The sequence below is a fragment of the Streptomyces sp. NRRL WC-3605 genome, from assembly GCF_001509795.1.
In the GTDB taxonomy this organism is placed as follows: Bacteria; Actinomycetota; Actinomycetes; order Streptomycetales; family Streptomycetaceae; genus Streptomyces; species Streptomyces viridochromogenes.
In genome coordinates this window covers 79,925-102,137 of sequence record NZ_LLZN01000063.1, presented here as the reverse complement: position 1 = coordinate 102,137, position 22,213 = coordinate 79,925, and the positions used below count along the sequence as shown (strand labels likewise).

20 protein-coding genes and 2 pseudogenes are annotated in these 22,213 nt (G+C 70.2%); 15 read left to right on the top strand and 7 right to left on the bottom strand.

Features of this window, described 5'->3' with window-relative positions:
* Positions 1-101 precede the first annotated feature (101 nt).
* Together ADL34_RS20735 and ADL34_RS20730 are read left to right on the top strand one after the other, a co-directional pair.
* Positions 102-398: a DUF4193 domain-containing protein gene (locus tag ADL34_RS20735; RefSeq protein WP_005481602.1), complete on the top strand. Its 297-nt coding sequence runs from the start codon at positions 102-104 to the stop codon at positions 396-398.
* 13 nt (positions 399-411) lie between these two features.
* Entirely contained in the window at positions 412-1,329 is a 918-nt protein-coding gene (locus tag ADL34_RS20730) for a hypothetical protein (protein WP_079034304.1), read from the top strand.
* 49 nt (positions 1,330-1,378) lie between these two features.
* Here the strand turns inward: ADL34_RS20730 and ADL34_RS20725 are convergent, their stop codons facing one another.
* Positions 1,379-1,840, bottom strand: a complete 462-nt coding sequence (locus ADL34_RS20725; RefSeq protein ID WP_062670436.1) for a DUF3093 domain-containing protein — start codon at positions 1,838-1,840, stop codon at positions 1,379-1,381.
* Positions 1,841-1,898: 58 nt separating this feature from the next.
* Between ADL34_RS20725 and ADL34_RS20720 the strand changes: the two genes are divergently transcribed.
* The 6 genes from ADL34_RS20720 to ADL34_RS20695 all read left to right on the top strand — a co-directional run bounded on the left by ADL34_RS20720 (position 1,899) and on the right by ADL34_RS20695 (position 6,552).
* Positions 1,899-2,483, top strand: a complete 585-nt coding sequence (locus tag ADL34_RS20720) for a PaaI family thioesterase (protein ID WP_062670434.1) — start codon at positions 1,899-1,901, stop codon at positions 2,481-2,483.
* On the top strand, positions 2,480-3,040 hold the full coding sequence (gene dut, locus ADL34_RS20715; RefSeq protein WP_062670432.1) for a dUTP diphosphatase: 561 nt from the start codon (positions 2,480-2,482) through the stop codon (positions 3,038-3,040). The genes ADL34_RS20720 and dut overlap by 4 nt, the downstream gene beginning before the upstream one ends.
* Before the next feature lies 1 nt (position 3,041).
* Complete coding sequence (locus ADL34_RS20710; protein ID WP_062670430.1) at positions 3,042-3,800, top strand: DUF3710 domain-containing protein; 759 nt, start codon at positions 3,042-3,044, stop codon at positions 3,798-3,800.
* 157 nt (positions 3,801-3,957) lie between these two features.
* Positions 3,958-5,124, top strand: a complete 1,167-nt coding sequence (locus ADL34_RS20705; protein WP_062670428.1) for an alginate lyase family protein — start codon at positions 3,958-3,960, stop codon at positions 5,122-5,124.
* A gap of 249 nt (positions 5,125-5,373) precedes the next feature.
* On the top strand, positions 5,374-5,772 hold the full coding sequence (locus tag ADL34_RS20700; protein WP_063892338.1) for an OB-fold nucleic acid binding domain-containing protein: 399 nt from the start codon (positions 5,374-5,376) through the stop codon (positions 5,770-5,772).
* A 3-nt stretch (positions 5,773-5,775) separates the two neighbouring features.
* The gene (locus ADL34_RS20695; RefSeq protein ID WP_062670426.1) at positions 5,776-6,552 is read left to right on the top strand and encodes a DUF3159 domain-containing protein; all 777 of its coding nucleotides are present in this window, start codon (positions 5,776-5,778) and stop codon (positions 6,550-6,552) included.
* 77 nt (positions 6,553-6,629) lie between these two features.
* Here the strand turns inward: ADL34_RS20695 and ADL34_RS20690 are convergent, their stop codons facing one another.
* Together ADL34_RS20690 and ADL34_RS20685 are read right to left on the bottom strand one after the other, a co-directional pair.
* The gene (locus tag ADL34_RS20690) at positions 6,630-7,307 is read right to left on the bottom strand and encodes a potassium channel family protein (RefSeq protein ID WP_062670424.1); all 678 of its coding nucleotides are present in this window, start codon (positions 7,305-7,307) and stop codon (positions 6,630-6,632) included.
* On the bottom strand, positions 7,307-7,978 hold the full coding sequence (locus ADL34_RS20685; protein ID WP_062670422.1) for a potassium channel family protein: 672 nt from the start codon (positions 7,976-7,978) through the stop codon (positions 7,307-7,309). Before ADL34_RS20685 ends, ADL34_RS20690 begins: the two co-directional genes overlap by 1 nt.
* A 327-nt stretch (positions 7,979-8,305) precedes the next feature.
* On the opposite strand from ADL34_RS20685, the gene ADL34_RS20680 reads away from it, so the two are divergent.
* Both ADL34_RS20680 and ADL34_RS20675 read left to right on the top strand, forming a co-directional pair.
* The gene (locus ADL34_RS20680; protein ID WP_062670420.1) at positions 8,306-10,354 is read left to right on the top strand and encodes an APC family permease; all 2,049 of its coding nucleotides are present in this window, start codon (positions 8,306-8,308) and stop codon (positions 10,352-10,354) included.
* A 148-nt stretch (positions 10,355-10,502) separates the two neighbouring features.
* Positions 10,503-11,831: a class I SAM-dependent RNA methyltransferase gene (locus ADL34_RS20675; protein WP_062670418.1), complete on the top strand. Its 1,329-nt coding sequence runs from the start codon at positions 10,503-10,505 to the stop codon at positions 11,829-11,831.
* A gap of 438 nt (positions 11,832-12,269) precedes the next feature.
* Here ADL34_RS20675 and ADL34_RS20670 read toward each other — a convergent pair whose 3' ends face one another.
* Both ADL34_RS20670 and ADL34_RS20665 read right to left on the bottom strand, forming a co-directional pair.
* The gene (locus tag ADL34_RS20670) at positions 12,270-13,850 is read right to left on the bottom strand and encodes a SpoIIE family protein phosphatase (RefSeq protein WP_062739805.1); all 1,581 of its coding nucleotides are present in this window, start codon (positions 13,848-13,850) and stop codon (positions 12,270-12,272) included.
* Entirely contained in the window at positions 13,847-14,377 is a 531-nt protein-coding gene (locus ADL34_RS20665; protein ID WP_062670414.1) for a methanogen output domain 1-containing protein, read from the bottom strand. Before ADL34_RS20665 ends, ADL34_RS20670 begins: the two co-directional genes overlap by 4 nt.
* Positions 14,378-14,644: 267 nt before the next feature.
* Here ADL34_RS20665 and ADL34_RS36160 point away from each other — a divergent pair, with 267 nt between their 5' ends.
* The 4 genes and pseudogenes from ADL34_RS36160 to ADL34_RS20645 all read left to right on the top strand — a co-directional run bounded on the left by ADL34_RS36160 (position 14,645) and on the right by ADL34_RS20645 (position 17,538).
* Positions 14,645-15,049 (top strand): ATP-binding protein, encoded by a 405-nt coding sequence (locus tag ADL34_RS36160; RefSeq protein ID WP_062670412.1) that lies wholly within the window; start codon positions 14,645-14,647, stop codon positions 15,047-15,049.
* Between the two features lie 227 nt (positions 15,050-15,276).
* A complete protein-coding gene (locus tag ADL34_RS20655; protein ID WP_400093224.1) occupies positions 15,277-15,633 on the top strand; it encodes an STAS domain-containing protein in 357 nt (118 codons plus the stop codon).
* Positions 15,633-16,565, top strand: coding sequence for an anti-sigma factor RsbA family regulatory protein (locus ADL34_RS20650; protein WP_062670402.1), 933 nt, complete (start codon positions 15,633-15,635; stop codon positions 16,563-16,565). Before ADL34_RS20655 ends, ADL34_RS20650 begins: the two co-directional genes overlap by 1 nt.
* A 125-nt stretch (positions 16,566-16,690) precedes the next feature.
* Positions 16,691-17,538: pseudogene (locus ADL34_RS20645) on the top strand (RNA polymerase sigma factor SigF).
* Between the two features lie 330 nt (positions 17,539-17,868).
* On the opposite strand, the gene ADL34_RS20640 reads toward ADL34_RS20645, so the two are convergent.
* Positions 17,869-18,108, bottom strand: a complete 240-nt coding sequence (locus ADL34_RS20640; protein ID WP_062670400.1) for a hypothetical protein — start codon at positions 18,106-18,108, stop codon at positions 17,869-17,871.
* Positions 18,109-18,863: 755 nt separating this feature from the next.
* Positions 18,864-20,752, bottom strand: a pseudogene (locus tag ADL34_RS20635) (amino acid transporter).
* Between the two features lie 576 nt (positions 20,753-21,328).
* Here ADL34_RS20635 and ADL34_RS36740 point away from each other — a divergent pair.
* Positions 21,329-21,778: a DUF5994 family protein gene (locus ADL34_RS36740; RefSeq protein ID WP_062670495.1), complete on the top strand. Its 450-nt coding sequence runs from the start codon at positions 21,329-21,331 to the stop codon at positions 21,776-21,778.
* Positions 21,779-22,213 lie beyond the last annotated feature (435 nt).

Below are 22,213 nucleotides of genomic sequence, written 5' to 3'. Positions count from 1 at the left end.
TGATGTGAGGCAAAATCTCCGCCTCGGGTCGGGCACAAGTCCGGCCTCTCACGCGTTACGTGCGCTGGAGACACCGCAGACACCCAGAGGGGGAGAGCGACATGGCAACGGATTACGACACCCCACGCAAGACCGACGACGACGTCGATTCGGACAGCCTTGAAGAGCTCAAGGCCAGGCGTAACGACAAGTCGACCTCCGCAGTGGACGTCGACGAGTTCGAGGCCGCGGAAGGCCTGGAGCTTCCCGGAGCGGACCTCTCGAACGAGGAGCTGGCCGTCCGGGTCCTGCCCAAGCAGCAGGACGAGTTCACCTGCATGAGCTGCTTCCTGGTCCACCACCGCAGCCAGTTGGCCCGCGAGAAGAACGGCCAGCCGATCTGCCGCGACTGCGACTGAGGACGGGTCGGGCATGACCGGCTCGACCCCTCCTCGGAAGCGCCGCTTCCTGCGGGGAGCGGACCCCGGGCCGTCCGACGGCCCGCACGGCGCGCGTGACGGCGAGCGGGGCTCACCCGACCAGGGAGCCTCGCTCGATCCGGCGCCCGCCCCTGCTGTGCCCGACCCGGTGCGGGCTTCCGCGACCCGGCGCCGGGCGGCGGTGATGCGGGAAAGGGCCGCGCAAGGCGTCCGCAAGGGCGGCAGCCGCGCCCGAGCCGGCATCGGATACCTCGCCGACCGCCTCATCGAGTACGCCCCGCGCATCCCCGTACGCGACCTCGCGACACTGCGCCGCCAGTTCCCGGGCCTCGGCCCCGAGCAGCTCGCGGACAAGCTCGTGGCGGGCGCCGCGAACGCCAGTTCCACGGTCGGGGCCGGCGTCGGTGCCGCGGCGATGCTCCCGGTGCCGCCCGCGATGCCCACCGAACTGGCCGCCGAGATCACCGGCGTGGCCGCCATCGAACTGAAACTGATCGCCGAACTGCACGAGGTGTACGGCGTACGCCCGCCCGGCGGCCTCCGGGAGCGCAGCACCGCCTATCTGTCCTCGTGGACCGAGGAACGCGGCATCGACCCCCTCAAGCCCGTCACGATCAACGCGGCGCTGGGCGGCCAGATGAAACGCGAACTGCGTCAGCAGATCATGAAGCGCATGGTGCGCAACCTGCCGAACCTGATGCCCTTCATGGTCGGCGCCGCCGTGGGCGCGGTCATGAACCGCCGGGACACCAGAAAGCTCGCGGCACGCATCCGCGCCGACCTGCGCAAGGTCCGGGTGCCCTGGGAGGAGTTGCCGCAACTGCCGCCGCTGGAGCGGCCGGAGCAGCCCCTCGACCTGGACGAGATCCTGCCCGAGCGCGGCCACAAGGGGCTGGGCGGCCCGGCCTGAGCCCCCGGCGCGGCCGGCCGGTCAAACTTCCGCCTCCCGGAGGCAAAATCTAGGCCGCGGCCCGTGCCGTCCGGATCGCGTCCGCCAGCCGCTCCGGCTCCCGCGTCGACAGGTACAGGTACGGCGTCGGGTCCTCGGGGTCGGTGACCTCGACGCGCAGGGCCGTCGGGATGTAGGCCCGCAGCAGCAGGAAGGCGCGGGTGTCGGCCTTGTACGTCCGCCAGGCGCGCGCCTCCTCGCGGTCCAGGATCTGCGCCTCGCCGAGCGCCCGTACCGGGATCCGGGCGTCGCCCGCGATCAGCGCGTCGCCCACCACCCGGATGCGGACCGAGCCGTAGGAGCTGGCGACGACCGCCGCCGCGGCGGTGCCGCCGGCCAGGCCGACGAGCATCGGCAGGGTGCCGAACGGCAGCAGGATCAGGGCCAGGGAGAGCCCCACCAGGAACGAGACCAGCCACCACGAGCGTGGGGCGGTGAGACGTTCTTCGTACGGGGTGGCGGAGAGCTGCATGGATCCAAGCTTGGCACGGTGTCGGGACTCGGCCGACGCGCGGGTAAGGTCTGCGCCTGTGAGAGGTACTTCCCCAGCTCTTCAGCCTCCGGCCGACGCCGTGGAACCCGTACGGCACCCGGAGGCTCCCGCGCCCGGCGAGCTCCTGGGCGCGCACTACGGCGAGTGTTTCGGCTGCGGCGGCGAGCAGCCGCACGGACTGCATCTGGAGGCACGGGCGGGGGACGGCGTCAGCATCACCGCCGAGTTCACCGTGCAGCCCGCCCACCAGGGCGCCCCCGGCCTCGCGCACGGCGGCGTCCTCGCCACCGCGCTCGACGAGACCCTCGGCTCGCTGAACTGGCTGCTGCGCACGATCGCCGTGACCGGACGTCTGGAGACCGACTTCGTGCGGCCGGTCCCGGTCGGCACGGTCCTGCACCTGGAGGCGGAGGTGACGGCGGTCGCGGGCCGCAAGATCTACTCCACCGCCACCGGGCGGATCGGCGGCCCCGGCGGCCCCGTGGCGGTCCGCGCGGACGCCCTCTTCATCGAGGTGAAGGTCGACCACTTCATCGACAACGGACGCCAGGAGGAGATCCAGGCGGCCATGAACGACCCGGACCAGGTGCGCCGGGCCCGCGCCTTCGAGGTGAACCCGTGAGCCGCGCCCCCCTGGACGTCCTCATCCGGCGCGTCGATCCGGACGTACCGCTTCCGGCGTATGCGCACCCCGGGGACGCGGGCGCCGACCTGCGGACCACGGAAGGCCGCGAGCTGAAGCCGGGGGAGCGGGCCGTGCTGCCCACCGGGGTGTCCATCGCCCTGCCCAAGGGGTACGCGGCGTTCGTGCACCCCCGCTCCGGGCTGGCCGCCCGCCTCGGTGTCGCCCTCGTGAATGCCCCGGGGACGGTTGATGCCGGGTACCGTGGGGAGATCAAGGTGATCGTGGTGAATCTCGACCCGCGCGAGTCCGTGCGGTTCGAGCGCTTCGACCGGATTGCCCAACTGGTTGTCCAGCAGGTCGAGAGGGTTCGCTTCCAGGAGGTCGCGGAGCTTCCCGATTCGGCACGGGCCGAGGGGGGCTTCGGGTCCACCGGCGGTCATGCCGAGGTGGGCGGCGAAAGCGCCACAAGCGATACAGGCGATGGGGCCGCCGTTGGCGGCGCTACGGGTGGGAATCGATACGCTTCGGTCGTATCCGACCGGGAAGGACAGTGACGTGTTCGGACGTCGCAAGAAGAAGGGTGCCGCCGAGGACGCGGCCGGCGAGCCCGAGCAGGTCGTCGACATCGACACCGACGCGGACGACGACGGCACGCGCGAGCGCGTACGGCTCGAGCCGGGACCGCGTCCCGACGGGCCGTGGGACAGCTCCGAGGTGAGGGACCCCGGCGAGGGCCGAGTGGACCTGGGCGGCCTGTTCGTACCGGGCGTCGACGGCATGGAACTGCGCGTGGAGGTCGCGGGCGACGCCATCGTCGCGGCGACCGTCGTGCTGCGCGACAGCGCCATCCAGCTCCAGGGCTTCGCCGCCCCCAAGCGCGAGGGCATCTGGGGCGAGGTGCGCGAGGAGATCGGCTCGGGCATCACCCAGCAGGGTGGCATCGTCGACGAGGTCGAGGGCCCGCTCGGCTGGGAGCTGCGGGCCCAGGTGCCGGTGCAGCTGCCGGACGGCACGGGCGGTTTCCAGGTCGTGCGGTTCGTCGGTGTGGACGGCCCCCGCTGGTTCCTGCGCGGGGTGATCTCGGGCCAGGGCGCGGTGCAGCCGCAGGCGGCCGGCCTGCTCGAGCAGATCTTCCGGGACACGGTCGTGGTCCGCGGCGAGGGCCCGATGGCCCCGCGCGACCCGATCGTCCTCAAGCTGCCCGACGACGCCCAGATGGTCGCCGAAGGCGTCCAGCAGGAGGAGGCGGGTTCCCGCTTCTCCGGCGGCATGGGCCAGCTCCAGCGCGGACCGGAGATCACCGAGGTCCGCTGAGTCGGAGATCAGTCGAGGGCCGTACCCCCGGGGGTGCGGCCCTTTCTCATGCGTGAACCCTTGACGCCCTATTGGTCTGTACCTACCGTCTCGGCTCAGCGCGCCTGTTCATAAAGGCGCTTCGCGTTCACATACGAGAACGGAAGGCCCCCCACGCATGCGCAGAACCGCTCTCCTCGCCGTCGCCGCCGCCCTGCTCGCCACCGCCCTCACCCGGCCCGCCGGCGCCGCCCCCACGACCTTCGTCCACCCCGGAGTCACCGTCTCCCAGGCCCAGTTGGACTTCGCCCGCTCCCAGGTCCAGGCCGGCGCCCAGCCCTGGAAGGGCGCCTACGACCGGATGATGGCGAGCAAGTACGCGGACCTCAACCGCGCCCCCAAGCCCCGTGCCGTCGTCGAGTGCGGCTCGTACTCGAACCCCAACAACGGCTGCACGGACGAGCGCGAGGACGCCATCGCCGCCTACACCCAGGCCCTCGCCTGGTACGTCACCCGCGACGAACGGCACGCCCGCAAGGCCATCGAGCTCATGGACGCCTGGTCCGCCGTGATCAGGGACCACACCAACAGCAACGCGCCCCTCCAGACCGGCTGGGCCGGCTCCTCCTGGCCCAAGGCCGCCGAGATCATCAAGTACACCTACGGCGGGGGATGGGCGAACTCCGGCCGGTTCGCCACGATGCTGCGCACCGTCTACCTGCCCGAGATCATCAACGGCTCGAACTCCAACGGGAACTGGGAGCTGTCGATGATGGAGGCCGCCGTCGGCATCTCCGTCTTCCTGGAGGACAAGGCGTCCTACGACAAGGCCATGGCGAAGTTCCGCACCCGCACCGCCGCCTACGTCTACCTCGCCTCCGACGGCGACCTGCCGAAGACGGTGCCCAGCCAGAACCTGAACACCCGCGACAAGATCGTCGATTACTGGCAGGGACAGGGCACGTTCGTCACCGGCCTCACCCAGGAGACCTGTCGCGACCTCACCCACACCGGATACGGCATCTCCGCGATCTCCCACGTCGCCGAGACCAGCCGCATCCAGGGCCAGGACCTCTACGGCACCGACGTCGGCGAGCGGCTGCGGCACGCGCTCGGCTTCCAGGCCAAGTACGAACTCGGCGCCGCCGTGCCCGGCTCGCTGTGCGGCGGATCGCTGCACCTCGGCCTCGGCCCCGTCACCGAGGTCGGGCACAACGCCCTGGCCAACCGGCTCGGCCACGCCATGACCAACACCGAGGCGCTGAACCAGCGCAACCGGCCCTCCGGCACCAACAACCTGTTCGTCGCCTGGGAGACCCTCACCCACGGCGACAACCCGGCCTGACCACCCCCCACGGGTGGCGGCGGTGGCGTCGGCGTCGCGTCAAGGACGCCGCCGCCGCTTCACCCGGCCCCCAGCGCCCTCGCCGGCCAGGCCGGGGCGCAGTGGTCGACCGCGGCCCGGGAGTCCCCGACGCGGCGTTGGAGGGCGTCCTCGGGCCCTTCCAGCGGTACGGCGACGCCCCGTGAGCATCGTCACCGGGCCGGGGGCGGGCTATCGGTTCGGGAAGCCGGGCCCGGTACGCTTCAAGACATGACTGCTGTTCCTCGATCGGAAAAGGCGGTGGGCCGGTTCCGGCGCATGCTCGACCGGCTCTCCTCGTCGCAGGAGGACCTGGAGTCCGAGGAGCTGCGTGAGGACGCCGAGACCGCCGGATGCACCAGGATCGGTGACTGCCGGGACCGCCAGATCGTGACGGTTACTGGTACCTTGCGCACGGTCACCCTGCGGCCGCGCGCCGGAGTCCCGGCGCTGGAGGCCGAGCTGTTCGACGGCACGGCCGCGCTGGACGTGGTGTGGCTCGGCAGGCGCTCCATAGTCGGGATAGAGCCCGGACGCCGGCTGATCGCATCCGGCAGGATCGCCATGAGCCGGGGCCGCCGGGTGCTGTTCAACCCGAAATACGAACTGAGACCCCTCGGACGGGAGTAGCCGGTGACGTCGCTCGACAAGCCGACCGAAGACACCACCGCAGACGCCGGGCACGACTCCCGCGCGGTGACGGAGGCCGCGCTGTTCGAGGCCTTCGGCGGCATGCGCGGCATGATCGAGACGGTCCTGCCGGGCCTGCTCTTCGTCACGATCTACACGATCGACAAGAACCTGCACATGTCGGCCCTCGCGGCCCTCGCCGTGTCCGTCGTGCTCGTCGTGGTGCGCCTGGTGAAGCGGGACACGGTCAAGCACGCCTTCAGCGGCGTCTTCGGCGTGGCCTTCGGTGTCGTCTTCGCGATGATGACCGGCAACGCCAAGGACTTCTACCTGCCCGGCATGCTCTACACGCTGGGCCTCGCCCTCGCGTACATCATCACGACGCTGTGCGGTGTCCCCCTGATCGGGCTGATCCTCGGACCGGTGTTCAAGGAGAACCTCTCCTGGCGTACCCGCAACCCCGGCCGTAAGAAGGCGTACGCCAAGGCCAGTTACGCCTGGGGCCTGATCCTGCTCGCCAAGTGCGCGATCCTCTTCCCGCTGTACTGGTGGGCCGACACCACCCAGCTGGGCTGGGTGCTGGTCGCCCTGAAGATCCCGCCGTTCCTGCTGGCCGTCTGGCTGACCTGGGTGTTCCTGGCGAAGGCCCCGGCGCCGATCGACGTCTTCGCGGAGATGGAGGCGGCCGAGAAGGCCGAGGAGGAGCGCCGGGCCGCGACGGCCGCCGAGGCCGGCGAGCCCGGCGAGATGACCGGCGGACGGCACCGCCGCGAGGTCTGAGACCCCGGGTACCGAGACGAACGGAGGGCGCCCCGCGTGTGCGGGGCGCCCTCCGCCGTCGTAGGGGAGGCCGGTCGTCAGCCGGCCGCGTCCTCACGGCGGACCGACAGCAGGTCCTCCAGCTGCTCCTCACGGGCCTGCGCGGCCACGAAGAGGAGCTCGTCGCCCGCCTCCAGGGAGTCCTCCCGGGACGGGGTCAGCACCCGGGTGCCGCGGATGATCGTGACCAGGGACGTGTCCTGGGGCCACTCCACGTCCCCGACCTGTGTGCCGGCCAGGGCCGACTCCTCCGGCAGGGTCAGCTCCACGAGGTTGGCGTCGCCGTGGCTGAAGCGCAGCAGACGCACCAGGTCGCCGACGCTCACCGCCTCCTCGACCAGGGCCGACATCAGACGCGGGGTGGAGACCGCCACGTCCACGCCCCAGGCCTCGTTGAACAGCCACTCGTTCTTCGGGTTGTTCACCCGGGCGACGACCCGCGGGACGCCGTACTCCGTCTTCGCCAGCAGGGAGACGACCAGGTTGACCTTGTCGTCGCCCGTCGCGGCGATCACCACGTTGCAGCGCTGCAGCGCCGCCTCGTCCAGCGACGTGATCTCGCAGGCGTCGGCCAGCAGCCACTCCGCCTGCGGGACGCGCTCCACCGAGATGGCGGTCGGCGCCTTGTCGATCAGAAGGACCTCGTGCCCGTTCTCCAGCAGTTCGCCCGCGATGGAACGGCCCACCGCACCGGCACCGGCAATGGCGACCCTCATCAGTGACCGCCCTCCTCATCGGGACCCTTGGCGAACGCCGCCTCGACCTTGTCGACCTCGTCGGCGCGCATCATCACGTGCACCAGGTCGCCGTCCTGCAGCACCGTCTGCGAGGTGGGCAGGATCGCCTCACCGAGGCGGGTCAGGAACGCCACCCGCACGCCCGTCTCCTCCTGGAGCCGGCTGATCTTGTGGCCCACCCACTCCGGGGAGGTGTGCACCTCGGCGAGCTGCACGCCGCCGGTGGGGTCGCGCCACAGCGGCTCGGCCCCCGAGGGCAGCAGCCGCCGCAGCATCTGGTCGGCGGTCCAGCGGACCGTCGCCACGGTCGGGATGCCGAGGCGCTGGTAGACCTCGGCGCGCCGCGGATCGTAGATCCGGGCCGCGACGTTCTCCACGCCGAACATCTCGCGGGCCACGCGCGCTGCGATGATGTTGGAGTTGTCCCCGCTGGAGACGGCCGCGAAGGCGCCCGCCTCCTCGATGCCCGCCTCGCGCAGCGTGTCCTGGTCGAAGCCGACGCCGGTGACCCGGCGCCCTCCGAAGCCAGGGCCCAGCCGGCGGAACGCGGTGGGGTCCTGGTCGATCACTGCGACCGTGTGCCCTTGCTGCTCCAGGGTCTGGGCCAGAGCGGAGCCCACCCTGCCGCACCCCATGATGACGATGTGCACGGTCCTACCCCGCACTCCTCGATAGGCGTCCGACTTGCGTGAACGTGGCGCTCATATCTCTTCTCTCGAATCGCCGGGCAACAGGCGCGGTCCGGTCGCAGACCGCTGGGCAACATCATGCCGGGCTTTCCCGCCGATGATCCCCCGCGGTTCGCATCGTGGGCTCAGCGGCCCCCGTGCCGGGGTCCCGCCCGCACCCACGCTCCAAGGTAACGTCCGGATTCCGCCCCCCGGACCACGGCGCGGACGCAGGTGACGGCGGTGCGCCGCGCACGGCGATCCCCCGGATGTGCTCCGCCCCCGGCCATGGGCATACGATTCTCTGTTGTGTCCAAACTGACCGACGTGCCCAAGCGGATCCTCATCGGGCGCGCCCTGCGCAGCGACCGGCTGGCGGAAACGCTCCTGCCGAAGCGCATCGCCCTGCCCGTGTTCGCTTCCGACCCGCTGTCCTCGGTTGCGTACGCGCCGGGCGAGGTGCTGCTCGTCCTCTCCATCGCGGGGGTGTCGGCCTACCACTTCAGTCCCTGGATCGCCGTCGCGGTCGTCGTGCTGATGTTCACGGTGGTCGCCTCCTACCGGCAGAACGTCCACGCCTACCCGAGCGGCGGCGGCGACTACGAGGTGGCCACCACCAACCTCGGCTCCAAGGCCGGGCTCACGGTCGCGAGCGCCCTGCTCGTCGACTACGTCCTGACCGTGGCCGTGTCCATCTCCTCCGGCATCGAGAACCTCGGCTCGGCGATCCCGTTCGTCGTCGAGCACAAGGTCGAGTGCGCGGTCGCCGTGATCCTGCTGCTGACCGTGATGAACCTGCGCGGCGTCAAGGAGTCCGGCGGGCTCTTCGCCATCCCGACGTACGTGTTCGTCGCCGGCGTCTTCATCATGATCGCGTGGGGCGCCTTCCGCGGGATCGTCCTCGGCGACACCATGCGGGCACCCACCTCGACGTTCGAGATCAAACCCGAGCACCAGGGACTCGCGGGCTTCGCGCTCGTCTTCCTGCTGCTGCGCGCCTTCTCCTCCGGCTGCGCCGCGCTCACCGGCGTCGAGGCGATCTCCAACGGCGTCCCGGCCTTCCGCAAGCCGAAGTCGAAGAACGCCGCGACCACGCTCGCCATGATGGGCCTGCTCGCCGTCACCATGTTCTGCGGCATCATCGCGCTCGCCATGGTCACCAAGGTCCGCATGGCCGAGAACCCGGCCGTCGACCTGATCAAGGACGGGGCCGCGGTCGGCTCCGGCTACGTGCAGAACCCGGTCATCACCCAGGTCGCCGAGGCCGTCTTCGGCAAGGGCACCTTCTTCTTCCTGGTGCTCGCCGCGGCCACCGCCCTCGTGCTGTTCCTGGCCGCCAACACCGCCTACAACGGCTTCCCGGTGCTCGGCTCGATCCTCGCCCAGGACCGCTACCTGCCGCGCCAGCTGCACACCCGCGGCGACCGGCTCGCCTTCTCCAACGGCATCGTGCTCCTCGCCGGCGCCGCCGCCCTCCTCGTCTGGGTCTACGGAGCCGACTCCACCCGGCTGATCCAGCTGTACATCGTCGGCGTGTTCGTGTCGTTCACGCTCAGCCAGATCGGCATGGTCCGGCACTGGAACCGGCTGCTCGCCACGGAGAAGGACCAGGCCAAGAGGCGCCACATGGTCCGCTCCCGCGCGATCAACACCTTCGGCGCCTTCTTCACCGGCCTGGTCCTCATCGTCGTCCTCGTCACCAAGTTCACCCACGGGGCCTGGGTGGCCCTGCTCGGCATGGTCATCTTCTTCGGCACGATGACCGCGATCCGCCGCCACTACGACCGCGTCTCCGCCGAGCTCGCCGCCCCCGACGAGCCCAGCGACGACAGCGCTCGGCCGTCCCGGGTGCACTCGGTCGTCCTGGTCTCCAAGATCCACCGTCCCGCGCTGCGCGCCCTGGCCTACGCCAAGCTGCTGCGCTCGGACACCCTGGAGGCGCTCAGCGTCAACGTCGACCCGGCCGAGACCAAGTCGCTGCGCGAGGAGTGGGAGCGGCGCGGCATCGACGTACCGCTCAAGGTCCTCGACTCGCCCTACCGCGAGATCACGCGGCCGATCATCGAGTACGTGAAGGGGCTGCGCAAGGAGTCCCCGCGCGACGCCGTGTCCGTGATCATCCCCGAGTACGTCGTCGGCCACTGGTACGAGCACCTGCTGCACAACCAGAGCGCACTGCGTCTGAAGGGGCGGCTGCTGTTCACCCCCGGCATCATGGTCACGTCGGTGCCCTACCAGCTCCAGTCCTCCGAGGCGGCCAAGCTGCGCGCCCGCAGGCGCGGCGAGTGGAACGCCCCCGGGTCGGTGCGGCGCGGACCTGCACACGAGCGGCCGAAGGAGCCCGAGACCCGGAAGTGACGGGCCGGGACGAGCAGCCCGGGACCCGGACCTGACCGGGCCGGGACGAGCAGCCCGCGGACGCACGTAGACTGGTGGGCTGTTGTCAGGCCCACCGGGAGCCGCGCGCCCGGGCCGTAACCCCCACTCGATCTGGAGTCACCCCACCATGCAGGCAGAAGAGAAGAAGTCGCTGGTGGGGGAGGAGTACGAGGTCGAGATCGGCCCCGTCGCCCACGGCGGGCACTGCATCGCCCGCACCGACGCCGGCCAGGTCCTGTTCGTCCGGCACACCCTGCCCGGCGAGCGCGTCGTGGCCCGGGTGACCGAGGGCGAGGAGGGCGACCGCTTCCTGCGCGCGGACGCCGTGGAGATCCTCACCGCGTCCAAGGACCGCGTCGAGGCGCCCTGCCCGTTCGCCGGCCCCGGCCGCTGCGGCGGCTGCGACTGGCAGCACGCCAAGCCCGGCGCCCAGCGCCGGCTCAAGGGCGAGGTCGTCGCCGAGCAGCTCCAGCGGCTCGCCGGGCTGTCCCCGGAGGACGTCGGCTGGGACGGCACGGTGATGCCGGCCGAGGGCGACAAGCTGCCCGCCGGACAGGTGCCCCAGTGGCGCACCCGCGTGCAGTACGCCGTCGACGCCGAGGGACACGCCGGACTGCGCCGGCACCGCTCGCACGAGGTGGAGCGGATCGACCACTGCATGATCGCCGCCGAGGGCGTCAGCGAGCTGGGCATCGAGAAGCGGGACTGGTCCGGCATGGCGTCGGTGGAGGCCATCGCGGCGACCGGCTCCCAGGACCGGCAGGTCATCCTGACGCCCCGGCCGGGAGCGCGCCTCCCGATCGTCGAGCTCGACCGCCCGGTCTCGGTGATGCGCGTCGGCGATAAGGACGGCGGCACGCACCGGGTGCACGGCCGCCCCTTCGTCCGCGAGCGCGCCGACGGCCGGACCCACCGCGTCGGCAGCGGCGGCTTCTGGCAGGTCCACCCGAAGGCCGCGGACACCCTGGTGACGGCCGTCATGCAGGGCCTGTTGCCCCGCAAGGGCGAGATGGCCCTCGACCTGTACTGCGGTGTGGGCCTCTTCGCGGGCGCCCTCGCCGACCGCCTCGGCGACAAGGGCGCGGTCCTCGGCATCGAGTCCGGCAAGCGCGCCGTGGAGGACGCCCGGCACAACCTGGCCGACTTCGACCGGGTCCGCATCGAGCAGGGAAAGGTCGAGGCGGTCCTGCCGCGCACCGGCATCACCGAGGTCGACCTCATCGTCCTGGACCCGCCCCGCGCGGGCGCCGGCCGCAAGACCGTCGAGCACCTGGCGTCCCTGGGCGCCCGCCGCATCGCCTATGTGGCCTGCGACCCGGCCGCCCTGGCCCGGGACCTGGCGTACTTCCGGGACGGGGGGTACCGGGTGCGGACGCTGCGGGCGTTCGACCTGTTCCCGATGACGTCGCACGTGGAGTGCGTGGCAATTCTCGAGCCTGCTACAAAGGGGCTCTGACCGGCAGATTTCACAGGTTGCTCAAGCGCGTTCGGGTGCGCTCGACGTGTTCCTCGAAATGCACGATGTGGAACGTGTCCTGGTGCCGGGGGGTGGGTTTGACCTGTGGCTTCGTGGGAGGTCTCGCGAGGTGATGGACGCGTTTTCCTCGGTCCATGGAGGTGGAGGGGAAACCGTCCCGACGCTCGTTTGACGCTGCTTCCGACGGACCATCAGGTGGGTGGCACGCGGGCTGCCTGGTCATAACTGGCCCCGACTTACTCGTCTGCGACTGCTCTGTCCCGCGTCGGGGCAGCCGGCCCGCTCCCCGTCGGGACGGCCTCCGCCCGCGACAGGACAGGGGCGAGGTCCACCGGCCGCCACGATCAAGACCGGCCCGCGTTAACAACGCTCGTGATCAATACACCCAGGCCCTGCTCTCGCTGAGCGGAGACGCGCTCAGGAGGGTGAGGGGAAGCGGGCGGCGAGCAGGGCGCGGTCGTCGGGAAACGCCGCTTCGGGCTGGTGGTGCAGGAACCGGTCGCACAGCTCGGTGATGCTCAGGCCGCTGGTGGTGTGGGCGAACTCGGTCAGCCGTTCCATTCCTATGGCGAGGTCCTCGCGACGGCGCTCGATCAGGCCGTCGGTGTACAGCAGCAGGGTGTCGGTCTCGGTCACGGTGGTGTCGGCCTGCCGGTAGCGGACGTTCCGGATGGGGCCGAGAGGCGGGGAGGTGGCGCGGTCGAGGTAGGCGCTGGTGCCGTCGGAGTGGATGAGCAGCGGCGGCGGATGGCCTGCCCTGGCGTAGGTCAGGGTGCATGTCCGGCGATCGAAGACCAGGTAGCAGGCGGTGGCCATGCGGTTCGGATGGTAGCGGCCCAGGAAGGTGTTGAGCTCGTCCAGGACGGCGGCGGGGTCGGTGCCGCAGCGCGGCACGATGTTGCGCAGGGCGGCGGTGATCTGTGCCATGACGGTGGCTTCGCGCAGTCCGTGACCGGCGACGTCGCCGATGCTCAGGCCGATGTGATCGGAGTCCACGTCGTAGACGTCGTACCAGTCGCCGCCGACCGACAGCAGGTCACTGCCCGGGGCGTAGCAGGTGGCAGACTCCAGACCGGGCAGCTGTGGCAGCTGGGGCAGCAGACTGAGCTGCAGGCGTTCGGCGACCCGGTGCTCGTGCTCGTGCAGCCCGGCCCGGCGCAGAGCCTGGGCGATCTGCTGGGTGACCGCTGTCACATGCTCGGGAGCGGTGGCGCTGAGCGAGCCGTAGACGATCAGCATGCCCAGGTGGACGCCGTCCGCCTCCAGGGACAGGGCCAGGGGAACCGCGTCCGCGGCGTCACGAGTGAGCGGGCCGTCCGAGGAAGAGGGCCGGTCCAGGTCGGTCCAGCCGCCCGCGCCGACCGGAAGGCCGTTGTCCTCCGGCTGTAGGGGCGGTACCAGCCGTGACGAGTGCAGATAGAGCTCCGCCGCGGTGGCCCCCAGGGCTGCCGGTGCCACCTCGCTGACAGCGCGGGAGACCTCCGCGAGAGTGATCGCTCCGGCCAGGGCGGCGGTCAGGTCGTACAGGTGCTGCAACCGGGCACGGGCGGCCTGTTCGGCGGCCAGCAGCCGCGCTCGGTCCACTTCGGTGGCCCGACGGAAGGCCACCTCCTGGTTCAGTGCCTCCACCTGCTGGCTGAGCACGACGAACCGGTCCGACGCCCCGGCCTCGACGAGATGCAGCTGCAGAGCCGGCTGTGGGCCGTCCCACCACGTGGCCCGCGCCCCGTGACAGCGGAAACGCCGCGTGCGGCCGTCGGCGTCCTTGAGGACCAGCGCGCCGGGCACGGGACTGCCGCTGCGCAGCCATACAGCCAACTGCTGACGCAGCTGCGGGGTGTCGTCCGGCCGTAGATCGAACACGCTGGTGCCCGGGCGCAGCCGGTCGTCACAGCGGACGGCCGCCGGGTTGGCGGCCAGCACGCGGCCGTCGGCCCCGCACAACAGCACCGGATGGGGCAGCGGTCTCGTGATGGCCCGGAAGAGGCCAAGGGTCATGGAGCCACAGCCCGGTCGCCGAAGTACTCACGGCCACTCACCGTCTCGATGTCCACGTCGGGCACCAGGTGCACCACCACCCGGCAGCCCGCGTCGCCGCGCGCGATGGTCTCCTCCAACACCACCCGCGCGTAGCCCAGATTGCGGGCGGCGACAGTGCCGAAGACGTTGGACGTCATCATGCACATCGACTCCCGGCCCACCACCTTCTCCGCGAACGGGCACACCCGGTTGCCCAGCACGATCTTCGTCTCGTCGTGCTCGATGACGTGGAAATCACCCCTGATACGGCGCTTGAGGTCCACCAGCGCCTCGGCGACCTGCTCACCCGTGAGACGGTCGGTTCCCAGTGCCTTGAGGTACATCTCGTCGATCTGCGTGCCGACGGCCTGCCCCACCAGGCTGACGTAGCCCGACGCCTCCTCCAGACCGATCACCGACTCCAGCGACGTCGCCAGCTCACGCACCAGAGTGCGCAGGAACACATCACGGTCCAGCGGAATCTCCACATCCGCAATCTGTTCCATGCCGGCTCCCTCGTCCTCGGGCCACGGTGGCCGCGCGACCGGCGTGGCCTCGTGTCGTGTGCGGGAAGATTCTGCCAGCGCACTCCAGTCCGCCACCACCAGCCCCGTCGACAGCGGTGATCAACCCTTCACAGGATCAGTCCGTCACCCGACGGACACAGATGGTTCACCACGCAGGCAGGGGTAACCCGACAGACGACTGCGACCGGCTGTACGCGGCGCCAGCCGCCGGCAGAGCAGGGCCGCCACCCTTGCTGGAGGAACCTCGTGAACGGCGAACCGACCATCCCATCCTGCGAGTCGCGCTTCCCCGCTGTTACGGCGAGCATCGCGGCCGCCCGGCACTGGGTCCGCGACTGCGTGAAAGGTTTCGGCGGTCCGCTGCACCAGCACCGGATGATCCAGACCGCCGAGCTGCTCGTCTCGGAACTGATCACCAACGCCATCCGCCACGGCGTCGGCCCACCCCTGATCCGGCTCACCTGGAACGGCCGGCTGCTGCGCATCGCGGTCAGCGATGACAGTGACAGCTGGCCGCGCATGCGTGCCACCAAGAACACCGAGCCTGGCGGCTTCGGCATGCAACTCCTCGAGCGGCTCGCGCACCGCTGGGGCGTCACCCCGTGCCACCCCGGCAAAACGGTCTGGGTGGAACTCAGCCTCGCTCCCTGAGCTCGCCCTACCGGCCAAGCCTGAGTTGGCAGGGGCGCCGCTACAGGAGGACACACGTACTCGGTCGCACGAGCCCCACCAGCTCACGTCATCGGACCCGCGCAGGTCAGGCCCGGCCCGGATCTCTCGCGTGGCCGGACTGGGCGTCCGCCGTGCCTGACCGGGTATCGTGAAGGCGATCGATACGAGCCGCCGTGCGGCCGAGCCCGGGGAACTGGGGGCAAAGCGTGGATGTCGCACCCGGCATGGGCGGGCCCTCCGCCGCGCCGCCACGTGAGGCGGTACTGCAGATCGATCCGTTGCCCGACAGTTCGGGGCTGTGGGCGATCGGGGAGATCAGCATGAACACACGGACAGTCTGGCAGCAGGCGCTGCAGCAACTGGTCGAGCGTGACACAGACGTGCATCACGTCGATCTGTCCCGGGTGCGATTCGTGGATGTGGCCGGCGTGACGGACCTTGCGGTCACCGCCCAGCGTCTCCCCGAGGGACAGCGCATCGTACTTCACCGGCCTCCGGCGCAGCTGCCGCGCATCCTCGAACTCTTCTGGCCCGGGCTTGCCGTGATCGAGGTGGCCGCGTGATGACCACAGTCACCTCGCACGAGCCGTTCGTGCACCCGGCGCTCTTCTACGAGGGAACCGACCAGTACGTCGCGGGAACGGTTCCCTTCCTGCGGGAAGGGCTGGACGCCGGTGAGCCCGCAGCCGTCGCAGCTCCGCCGGATCGTTTGGAGCTGATCCGCGAGGGGCTCGGTGAGCGAGCGGCACAGGTCCGCTTCATCGACATGACCCAGGCCGGCCGCAACCCGGGCCGCATCATCCCCAACGTGCTGCGCAAGTTCGCCGACGCCCAATCCGGCGCCCGCCGGGTCCGTATCATCGGCGAGCCGATCTGGCAGGGCCGTTCCGCCGACGAGTACCCGGCGTGCGTCCAGCACGAGGCGCTGATCAATGCCGCTTTCACCGGACGCGCGGTGACCATCCTCTGTCCCTACGACGCCGGGCGACTAGAGCAGCAGGCTCTCGGCGACGCCCTGGCGACCCACCCGGTCGTCATCGGCGCCGACGGTGAGAGGCAATCCACCGCCTACAGCCCCGAAGAGATCATTGCTCGCTACAACGAGCCCCTGCTCGCGCCACTCGATGCCGCGGCCTGTACTTTCGCCGCACCGACACTGCCCGAGACTCGCGACTTCGCCGTGTCCCGGGCGCGGGCCCTGGGCGTGTCCGGCGTGAGCCTGGGCGACCTGGAACTCGCGGTGGCGGAGCTGACCACCAACAGCGTCGTCCACGGCGCCGGCTCGGGGACGCTGCGGGTCTGGGCCGAGAGCGACCGCATCGTCTGCGAGGTCCACGACGGCGGACAGCTGACCGATCCGCTGGCCGGCCGCCGCCCGCCGAATCCCACGCAGCCCGGCGGCCGCGGACTCCTGCTGGTCCACCAACTCGCCGACCTCGTCCGTGTCCACACCGGCCCCGACGGCACCACCATTCGCTGCTACCTCCCCAGCTGACACGACCAGGTAGCGAGCCTGCTCAACACAGCACAGGTATAGGTGCGGGAAAGCGGGGTATCCGGTGCGCCGTCGGCCGTTTTGCAGGCGGTAGCGGTCGGCTCGAACTTTGGGAGGGGCACAGCATGGCGCTCATGAGCATTCCGGCGGCACTGGACGCACGAACGAGCGAGCTGCCGGAGGTCGCCGACCCCTCCCGGGTTGCGCCCAAAGACGCTCGCCAGCTCTCCAAGCTGTTCTTCGAACAGCTGACGGTCCTGGAAGAGGGCACGCCCGAGTACAGCTACGCCCGCAGCACACTGATCGAGATGAACATGTCCCTGGTCCGGTACGCGGCCGGTCGTTTCCGCAGCCGCGGCGCGGAAGAGATGGAGGACATCGTCCAGGTCGGCATGATCGGCCTGATCAAGGCCATCGACCGGTTCGAGCTGACGCGCGAAGTGGAGTTCACCTCCTTCGCGATCCCCTACATCGTGGGCGAGATCAAGCGGTTCTTCCGCGACACCACCTGGGCCGTGCACGTGCCGCGTCGGCTGCAGGAAGCCCGCGTCCAGCTCGCCCGCGCCACCGAGGAATTGCGCAGCCGGCTCGGCCGCACCCCCACGGTCAAGGAACTGCGGAGCTGATGAGCCTGCCCGAGGACGAGGTACGGGAAGCCCGACTTGCCGCCAACGGCTACAACTCCTCCTCCCTGGACGCCGCGATCGGCGGCAGCGAAGACGGCGAGAGCGCTCTGCAGGACTTCATCGGCGCCGAAGACCAGTCGCTGGAACTGGTGGAGGACTTCCACACCCTCGCCCCGCTCCTCGCTGAACTCGACGAGCGAGACCGGCAGATCATCCACATGCGGTTCGTGGAGGAACTCACCCAGGCCCAGATCGGCGAACACCTGGGCGTGTCCCAGATGCACGTCTCCCGACTCCTGTCACGGACCCTGGGCCGCCTGCGTGAAGGCATGCTCACCCAGCGCTGAGGCCACCGGAAAAAGCGACGCCAGGTCCGCAAAGGCCCCCGATGGACCTCGGCCAGAACCGGGCGGCTGCGCTGCCGTCGAGGTGGGCGGTTGCCGAAGTCGGCCGATGAAGACGCCGGACGAAATGTGGATGATCACGCGCACGGAGACAGGGGCTCTCGGTAGCTCGGGTATGCAGATTCCGACCGAGAAGTGGGGGGAGGCCCCGGTGTCCTTGTTGCACGTGTCCGAGCCGGTCCGGTTCACCTCGGCTGCTACGGCCACCACTCCCGATGCCCGGTCCGGCCCAGCAGGCCGGACCGGGCATCGGGGTCATAGGGACTGCCTGGGTCACGCCTCGGCCACTTGGAGCAGCCAGCTGACCGGGATGTCGTCCTCGGTGTCGCTCGCGCTCTTCCTGACGCGGCCGATGGCGATCTTCTGCGTACTCGTCGGGAGCTTCGCGCCGTTGTGGACCCGGCCGCCTGCCTGCGTGACGTTCAGGTCCACGGCGGCGCTCCAGTTGGAGCCGTCGTGCCAGTTCACCTTGATCTTCGCATCCCCCCAGGCGGAGCCGAAGCTGATCCACATGTCGCCCGACCAACCGGCCTGGTTGGCCGCCGGGACGGCCAGGACGATGCCTGGAAGTTCGCCATTCAGTGCCCCTTGCCTGTCGCTGCTCCGGTGCCGCGGGACGCGACGCCGCACCGCAGCCCGCAGACCACGGCGCGAACCACGCTAGGGACGCATTCAGGTCCCATCCTCAACTCCTGCGGCAAAATCACCAGTTGAGGGGTAGTGCAAGCATGCCCAGCTCATCCGCTCCGCTCCTGCGCTCCCGGATGCCCCCTGCTGCACCCCAGGGAGCGGCTGACCCCTTCGGCCGTCGGACGGGGCCCAGGGGCTTCTACGGAAGCGGATCTTGGTCGTGGATGATCACGCGTCGTGGGACACGGTGATCTGACGAGCCGCCAGCGAGCGCGGCTGGGACTGTTGTTGCCGCAAGGCATCAAGCCGGGCCGTCCACCGGTATGGACGCGGCGGCAGCTGATAGACGGCATTGGGTGGCGACCCCGGACGGTTGCGCCCTGGCGGGCGGGATGCGCCGGAACGATACGGGCTCTGGGGCCGGGTCTATGATCTGTTCCGCCGCTGGCAGCGGGATGGCACCTGAGCTCGGATCGTCACCCCAGCTCCAGGCCGACGCGCAAGCCAAAGGCCCTGATCACCTGGGACGTGAACGCGGCTCCACCTTCTGCCGGGCTCACCAGCACGCCGCCGGCGGTGAAAGGGGGGCCTGTGAAAGGGTGTCGTCCGTGCAGGCGAGGCGTGTGCGGCATTTTGTGTCAGCCGGCGTGCACGCGCGGGCGGCGTGGGGGTCCGGTTCCGCCTCGCGCAGCACCTCGCGGGTGACCGGGGCGACCTCCCCCTGGCCGAAGAGGAAGAAGCGCAGGAAGTTGGCGAAGGGGTTGCCCTCGGTCCATTCGAAGTAGATGTGCGGGGTGCGGCCGGTCGTGTCGCGGACGTGCAGGAGCAGCGCGGCCAGGCCATTGGGTACGGAGGACGACTCCAGGGTCAGGACGCGGTAGCGGTTGTGCATGACCTCGCCGCGCGCGACCAGACCGGCCTCGAACTCGGACGGATCGGTCACGGTGACCTCGACGAAGACGAAGTCCTCCTGATCGGGCAGGTCGTTGTCGTTGCGGATCTGCTCGATCTTGTCACGGTACTCGGCCTTGTCGCGGGCAGCGGGCTCGTTGGCGATGAACCGGATCTTGCGGCTGGCGATGTCCCGGACGAATCGTTCCGCCATTTCGTCGAGGTGCACGTCGGTCACGCGCAGCTCGAAGGCGCGCATCAGCCGCGAGAGCAGGGAGATGAGGATGATGCCCGCGATGAAGCAGGCGCCGATCTTCACACCGTCGGGGCGCTCGATGACGTTGACGACGGTCGTGTAGACGAAGACCACCGAAATGACACCGAAGCCGAGGGTCCAGTTCCGCTGGCCCGCCTTGCGGGCGGCGATGGTCACCGCGATCGCGGCCGAGGTGATCAGCACGAGGACGCCGGTGGCGTAGGCGCCGCCCTGGGCGTCGACGTCGGCGTCGAAGATCCAGGTGACCAGGAAACCCACCAGCGTGAAGACGATGACCATGGGCCGCACCGCGCGGGCCCAGTGCGGAGCCATGCCGTAGCGCGGCAGGTAGCGCGGCATCAGGTTGAGCAGGCCGGCCATCGCGGAGGCGCCGGCGAACCACAGGATGCAGATCGTCGAGATGTCGTAGACCGTCCCGAAGGCGTTGCCCAGGTAGTCGTGCGCCAGATACGCCAGGGCACGGCCGTTGGCCTTGCCGCCCTCCTCGAACTCCTTCTCCGGGATCAGCAGCGTGGTGATGAAGCTGGTCGCGATCAGGAAGCAGCTCATGATCAGTGCGGCGGTGGTGAGCAGCTTCTTCGTGTCACGGATGCGGCCCGTGGGCTGCTGCTCGGTGTCGCCGGGGTCGCCTTTGACGTGAGGCATGACGGCGACGCCGGTCTCGAAGCCGGACATGCCGAGCGCCAGCTTGGGAAAGACGATCAGTGCCATGCCGATCATAATGAAGACGTTGCCGTGCTCGGCGGTCAGCGCGTTCGACCAGTCGGTGACGACGTGCCCCTCGGTGACGACGTGGTAGAAGCCGACGATCACCACGACCGCGTTGAGTCCGAGGTAACTCGCCACCAGGGCGACGGCGACGCCGATGGCCTCCAGGAAGCCCTTGAGGAACACCGCCCCGAGTAGCGCGATGAGGATCATCGTGATCAGGACCTGCCGGTCGTGCAGGGCCTCTTCGAGGTGCGGATTCTCGATGAGGTGGGTCGAGGCGTCCGCGGCGGACAGCGTGATGGTGATCAGGAAATCGGTGGCGGCGAAGCCCAGCAGGGTCAGCACGAACAGCTTGCCCTTCCGGAAGGGCAGCAGCCGCTCCAGCATCGCGATCGAGCCCTCGCCGTGCGGGCTCACCTCCGCCCCCCTCCGGTACACCGGCAGGGCGCCCGCCAAGGTGACGATCACCAGCACGACGGTCGCGATCGGCGACAGCAGACCGGCCGCGAGGGCGGCGATGCCCGGCTGGTAACCGAGAGTGGAGAAGTAGTCGACGCCGGTCAGGCACATCACGCGGTACCAGGGCTAGCCCTTGTCCTCCAGCTGGGACTCCGGGCGGGGGCCCACCTTGCCCTGGTCCTTGCCCATGTCGGACAGGCCCTACAGCATCCAGGCACGCAGCTGGTGCTGTGGGTGTTCGGTGGTGGCCATCGGCCTGCTCCTGATGTGCTCCGCGGCGTGAGGTCCGGCCATCACGCGGACGGCTTGAACAGCGTAAGCAGAGAGTGACGTCCGGGCCCGTGGATGTACGGCGCAGGTCCGTCAGGATCCCGTTAAGAGTTGCCGTGTGAACGGCCTCGCGGGGGCGGGAGGACGTACCTGCGGGGCCTTCCTCGGCGCTGAGCCGATCGTGTGCCACAGGGCGCCCCGCGGCGTGCCTGGTGAACGGTCCTGCGGCGGAGCCGGCCGGCCGCCGGCCGGAATCGAACCGCTGGACCGCCACGCAGACCCGCAGCCGGGACGCGAGTGGATCAGGATGAGTGCCAGGGCAGCCGTTGGCCTGCCCCGAGGTCTCGACGAGTGGGAGCTTCCGGGCTGGAGGCACCCGGCGCTGCCGGGGAGTAGCCTGAACGCACTGAGGGCTTTCGCACACCGGACCACTACTGATCCCGTCCCGCACCGGGCGGTCATCGACAGGCAGTGTCCGGAGACAGGTTGCACGCCATGCCCGTGACTACCGCGCACAGTGCGCCGTCCGTCGAGCCCTACCGGACCACGTCGGTCCGCCTCGCTCTCCGGCATGTGACTTCTTCCTTCACCCCAGCCGGCCCGGACGGCGCCTGGTGGCCGCGCACGCACGACCTGGCGTCCGAGCTTCGCGAGCTGGCCAATGTCCTCGACCCTCTGTGGGGACGGATCACCCACGTCGCAGCCAACCCCCGTCACTGGTCTCACGTCCCGCGTAGCACCGTCCTCGTCAACGACCACGACGTGAGGATCGACTGGTTCGCCCCTGGCCTGGACCCTCACCGGATTCTTCTGCAGTCCTACTCCACAGGCCGATGGGATCTCCTCGTGGTACCGCCTGGGACCTTCGCGCCGGCAGCCGCTCGGCTGATGGCCGCGGCGAGCGCGGGGCCTGAGGGCCTCCGCCGGCCGTGGCCGCGCCGATGACGGTGTGACGAGAACCGCGACCTGCTCTTCCCGCTGTCCCGCTGTCCCGGGGACCGCCGACCGCGCGGCATGCGCCCCGTAGGCAGCACGTCCCGCCATGGCCGGTGGCCCTCCGGGGGAGCCACAGCCGCAGGGCGGTCAGGGCCACGTCGTAGGTGGTGACGGGTAAGACGAGCGGACGCCGACGACAGGACGGCGAGGCGATGGCGAGCGTGCCGAGTGTCCACCCCTGGACCCGGCGCGCGGTCGGCTGGAAACGCCCCCTCAGCTCGAGCGCGGTCCGGCACCAGCCCCGCAGCCTGTGCCGACCAGTACCTGGACGTGACCGACGCCTTCCGGACGGCCATCGACAGTCTGGAAGGCGAGGCGGCGCAGTAAGGGGCCCCGTCGGCCGCCCACTCCTGGCAGCCCACCGAAGCTCGATCCACTCCCGGG

Coding starts and splice junctions, on each gene's coding strand:
- ADL34_RS20705 (WP_062670428.1), top strand. CDS start 3,958: ATGCGCAGAACCGCTCTCCTCGCCGTCGCCGCCGCCCTGCTCGCCACC.
- ADL34_RS20690 (WP_062670424.1), bottom strand. CDS start 7,307: ATGAGGGTCGCCATTGCCGGTGCCGGTGCGGTGGGCCGTTCCATCGCG.
- ADL34_RS20730 (WP_079034304.1), top strand. CDS start 412: ATGACCGGCTCGACCCCTCCTCGGAAGCGCCGCTTCCTGCGGGGAGCG.
- ADL34_RS20675 (WP_062670418.1), top strand. CDS start 10,503: ATGCAGGCAGAAGAGAAGAAGTCGCTGGTGGGGGAGGAGTACGAGGTC.
- ADL34_RS20670 (WP_062739805.1), bottom strand. CDS start 13,850: ATGACCCTTGGCCTCTTCCGGGCCATCACGAGACCGCTGCCCCATCCG.
- ADL34_RS36740 (WP_062670495.1), top strand. CDS start 21,329: ATGCCCGTGACTACCGCGCACAGTGCGCCGTCCGTCGAGCCCTACCGG.
- ADL34_RS20700 (WP_063892338.1), top strand. CDS start 5,374: ATGACTGCTGTTCCTCGATCGGAAAAGGCGGTGGGCCGGTTCCGGCGC.
- ADL34_RS20665 (WP_062670414.1), bottom strand. CDS start 14,377: ATGGAACAGATTGCGGATGTGGAGATTCCGCTGGACCGTGATGTGTTC.
- ADL34_RS20640 (WP_062670400.1), bottom strand. CDS start 18,108: ATGTGGATCAGCTTCGGCTCCGCCTGGGGGGATGCGAAGATCAAGGTG.
- ADL34_RS20735 (WP_005481602.1), top strand. CDS start 102: ATGGCAACGGATTACGACACCCCACGCAAGACCGACGACGACGTCGAT.
- ADL34_RS20725 (WP_062670436.1), bottom strand. CDS start 1,840: ATGCAGCTCTCCGCCACCCCGTACGAAGAACGTCTCACCGCCCCACGC.
- ADL34_RS20650 (WP_062670402.1), top strand. CDS start 15,633: ATGACCACAGTCACCTCGCACGAGCCGTTCGTGCACCCGGCGCTCTTC.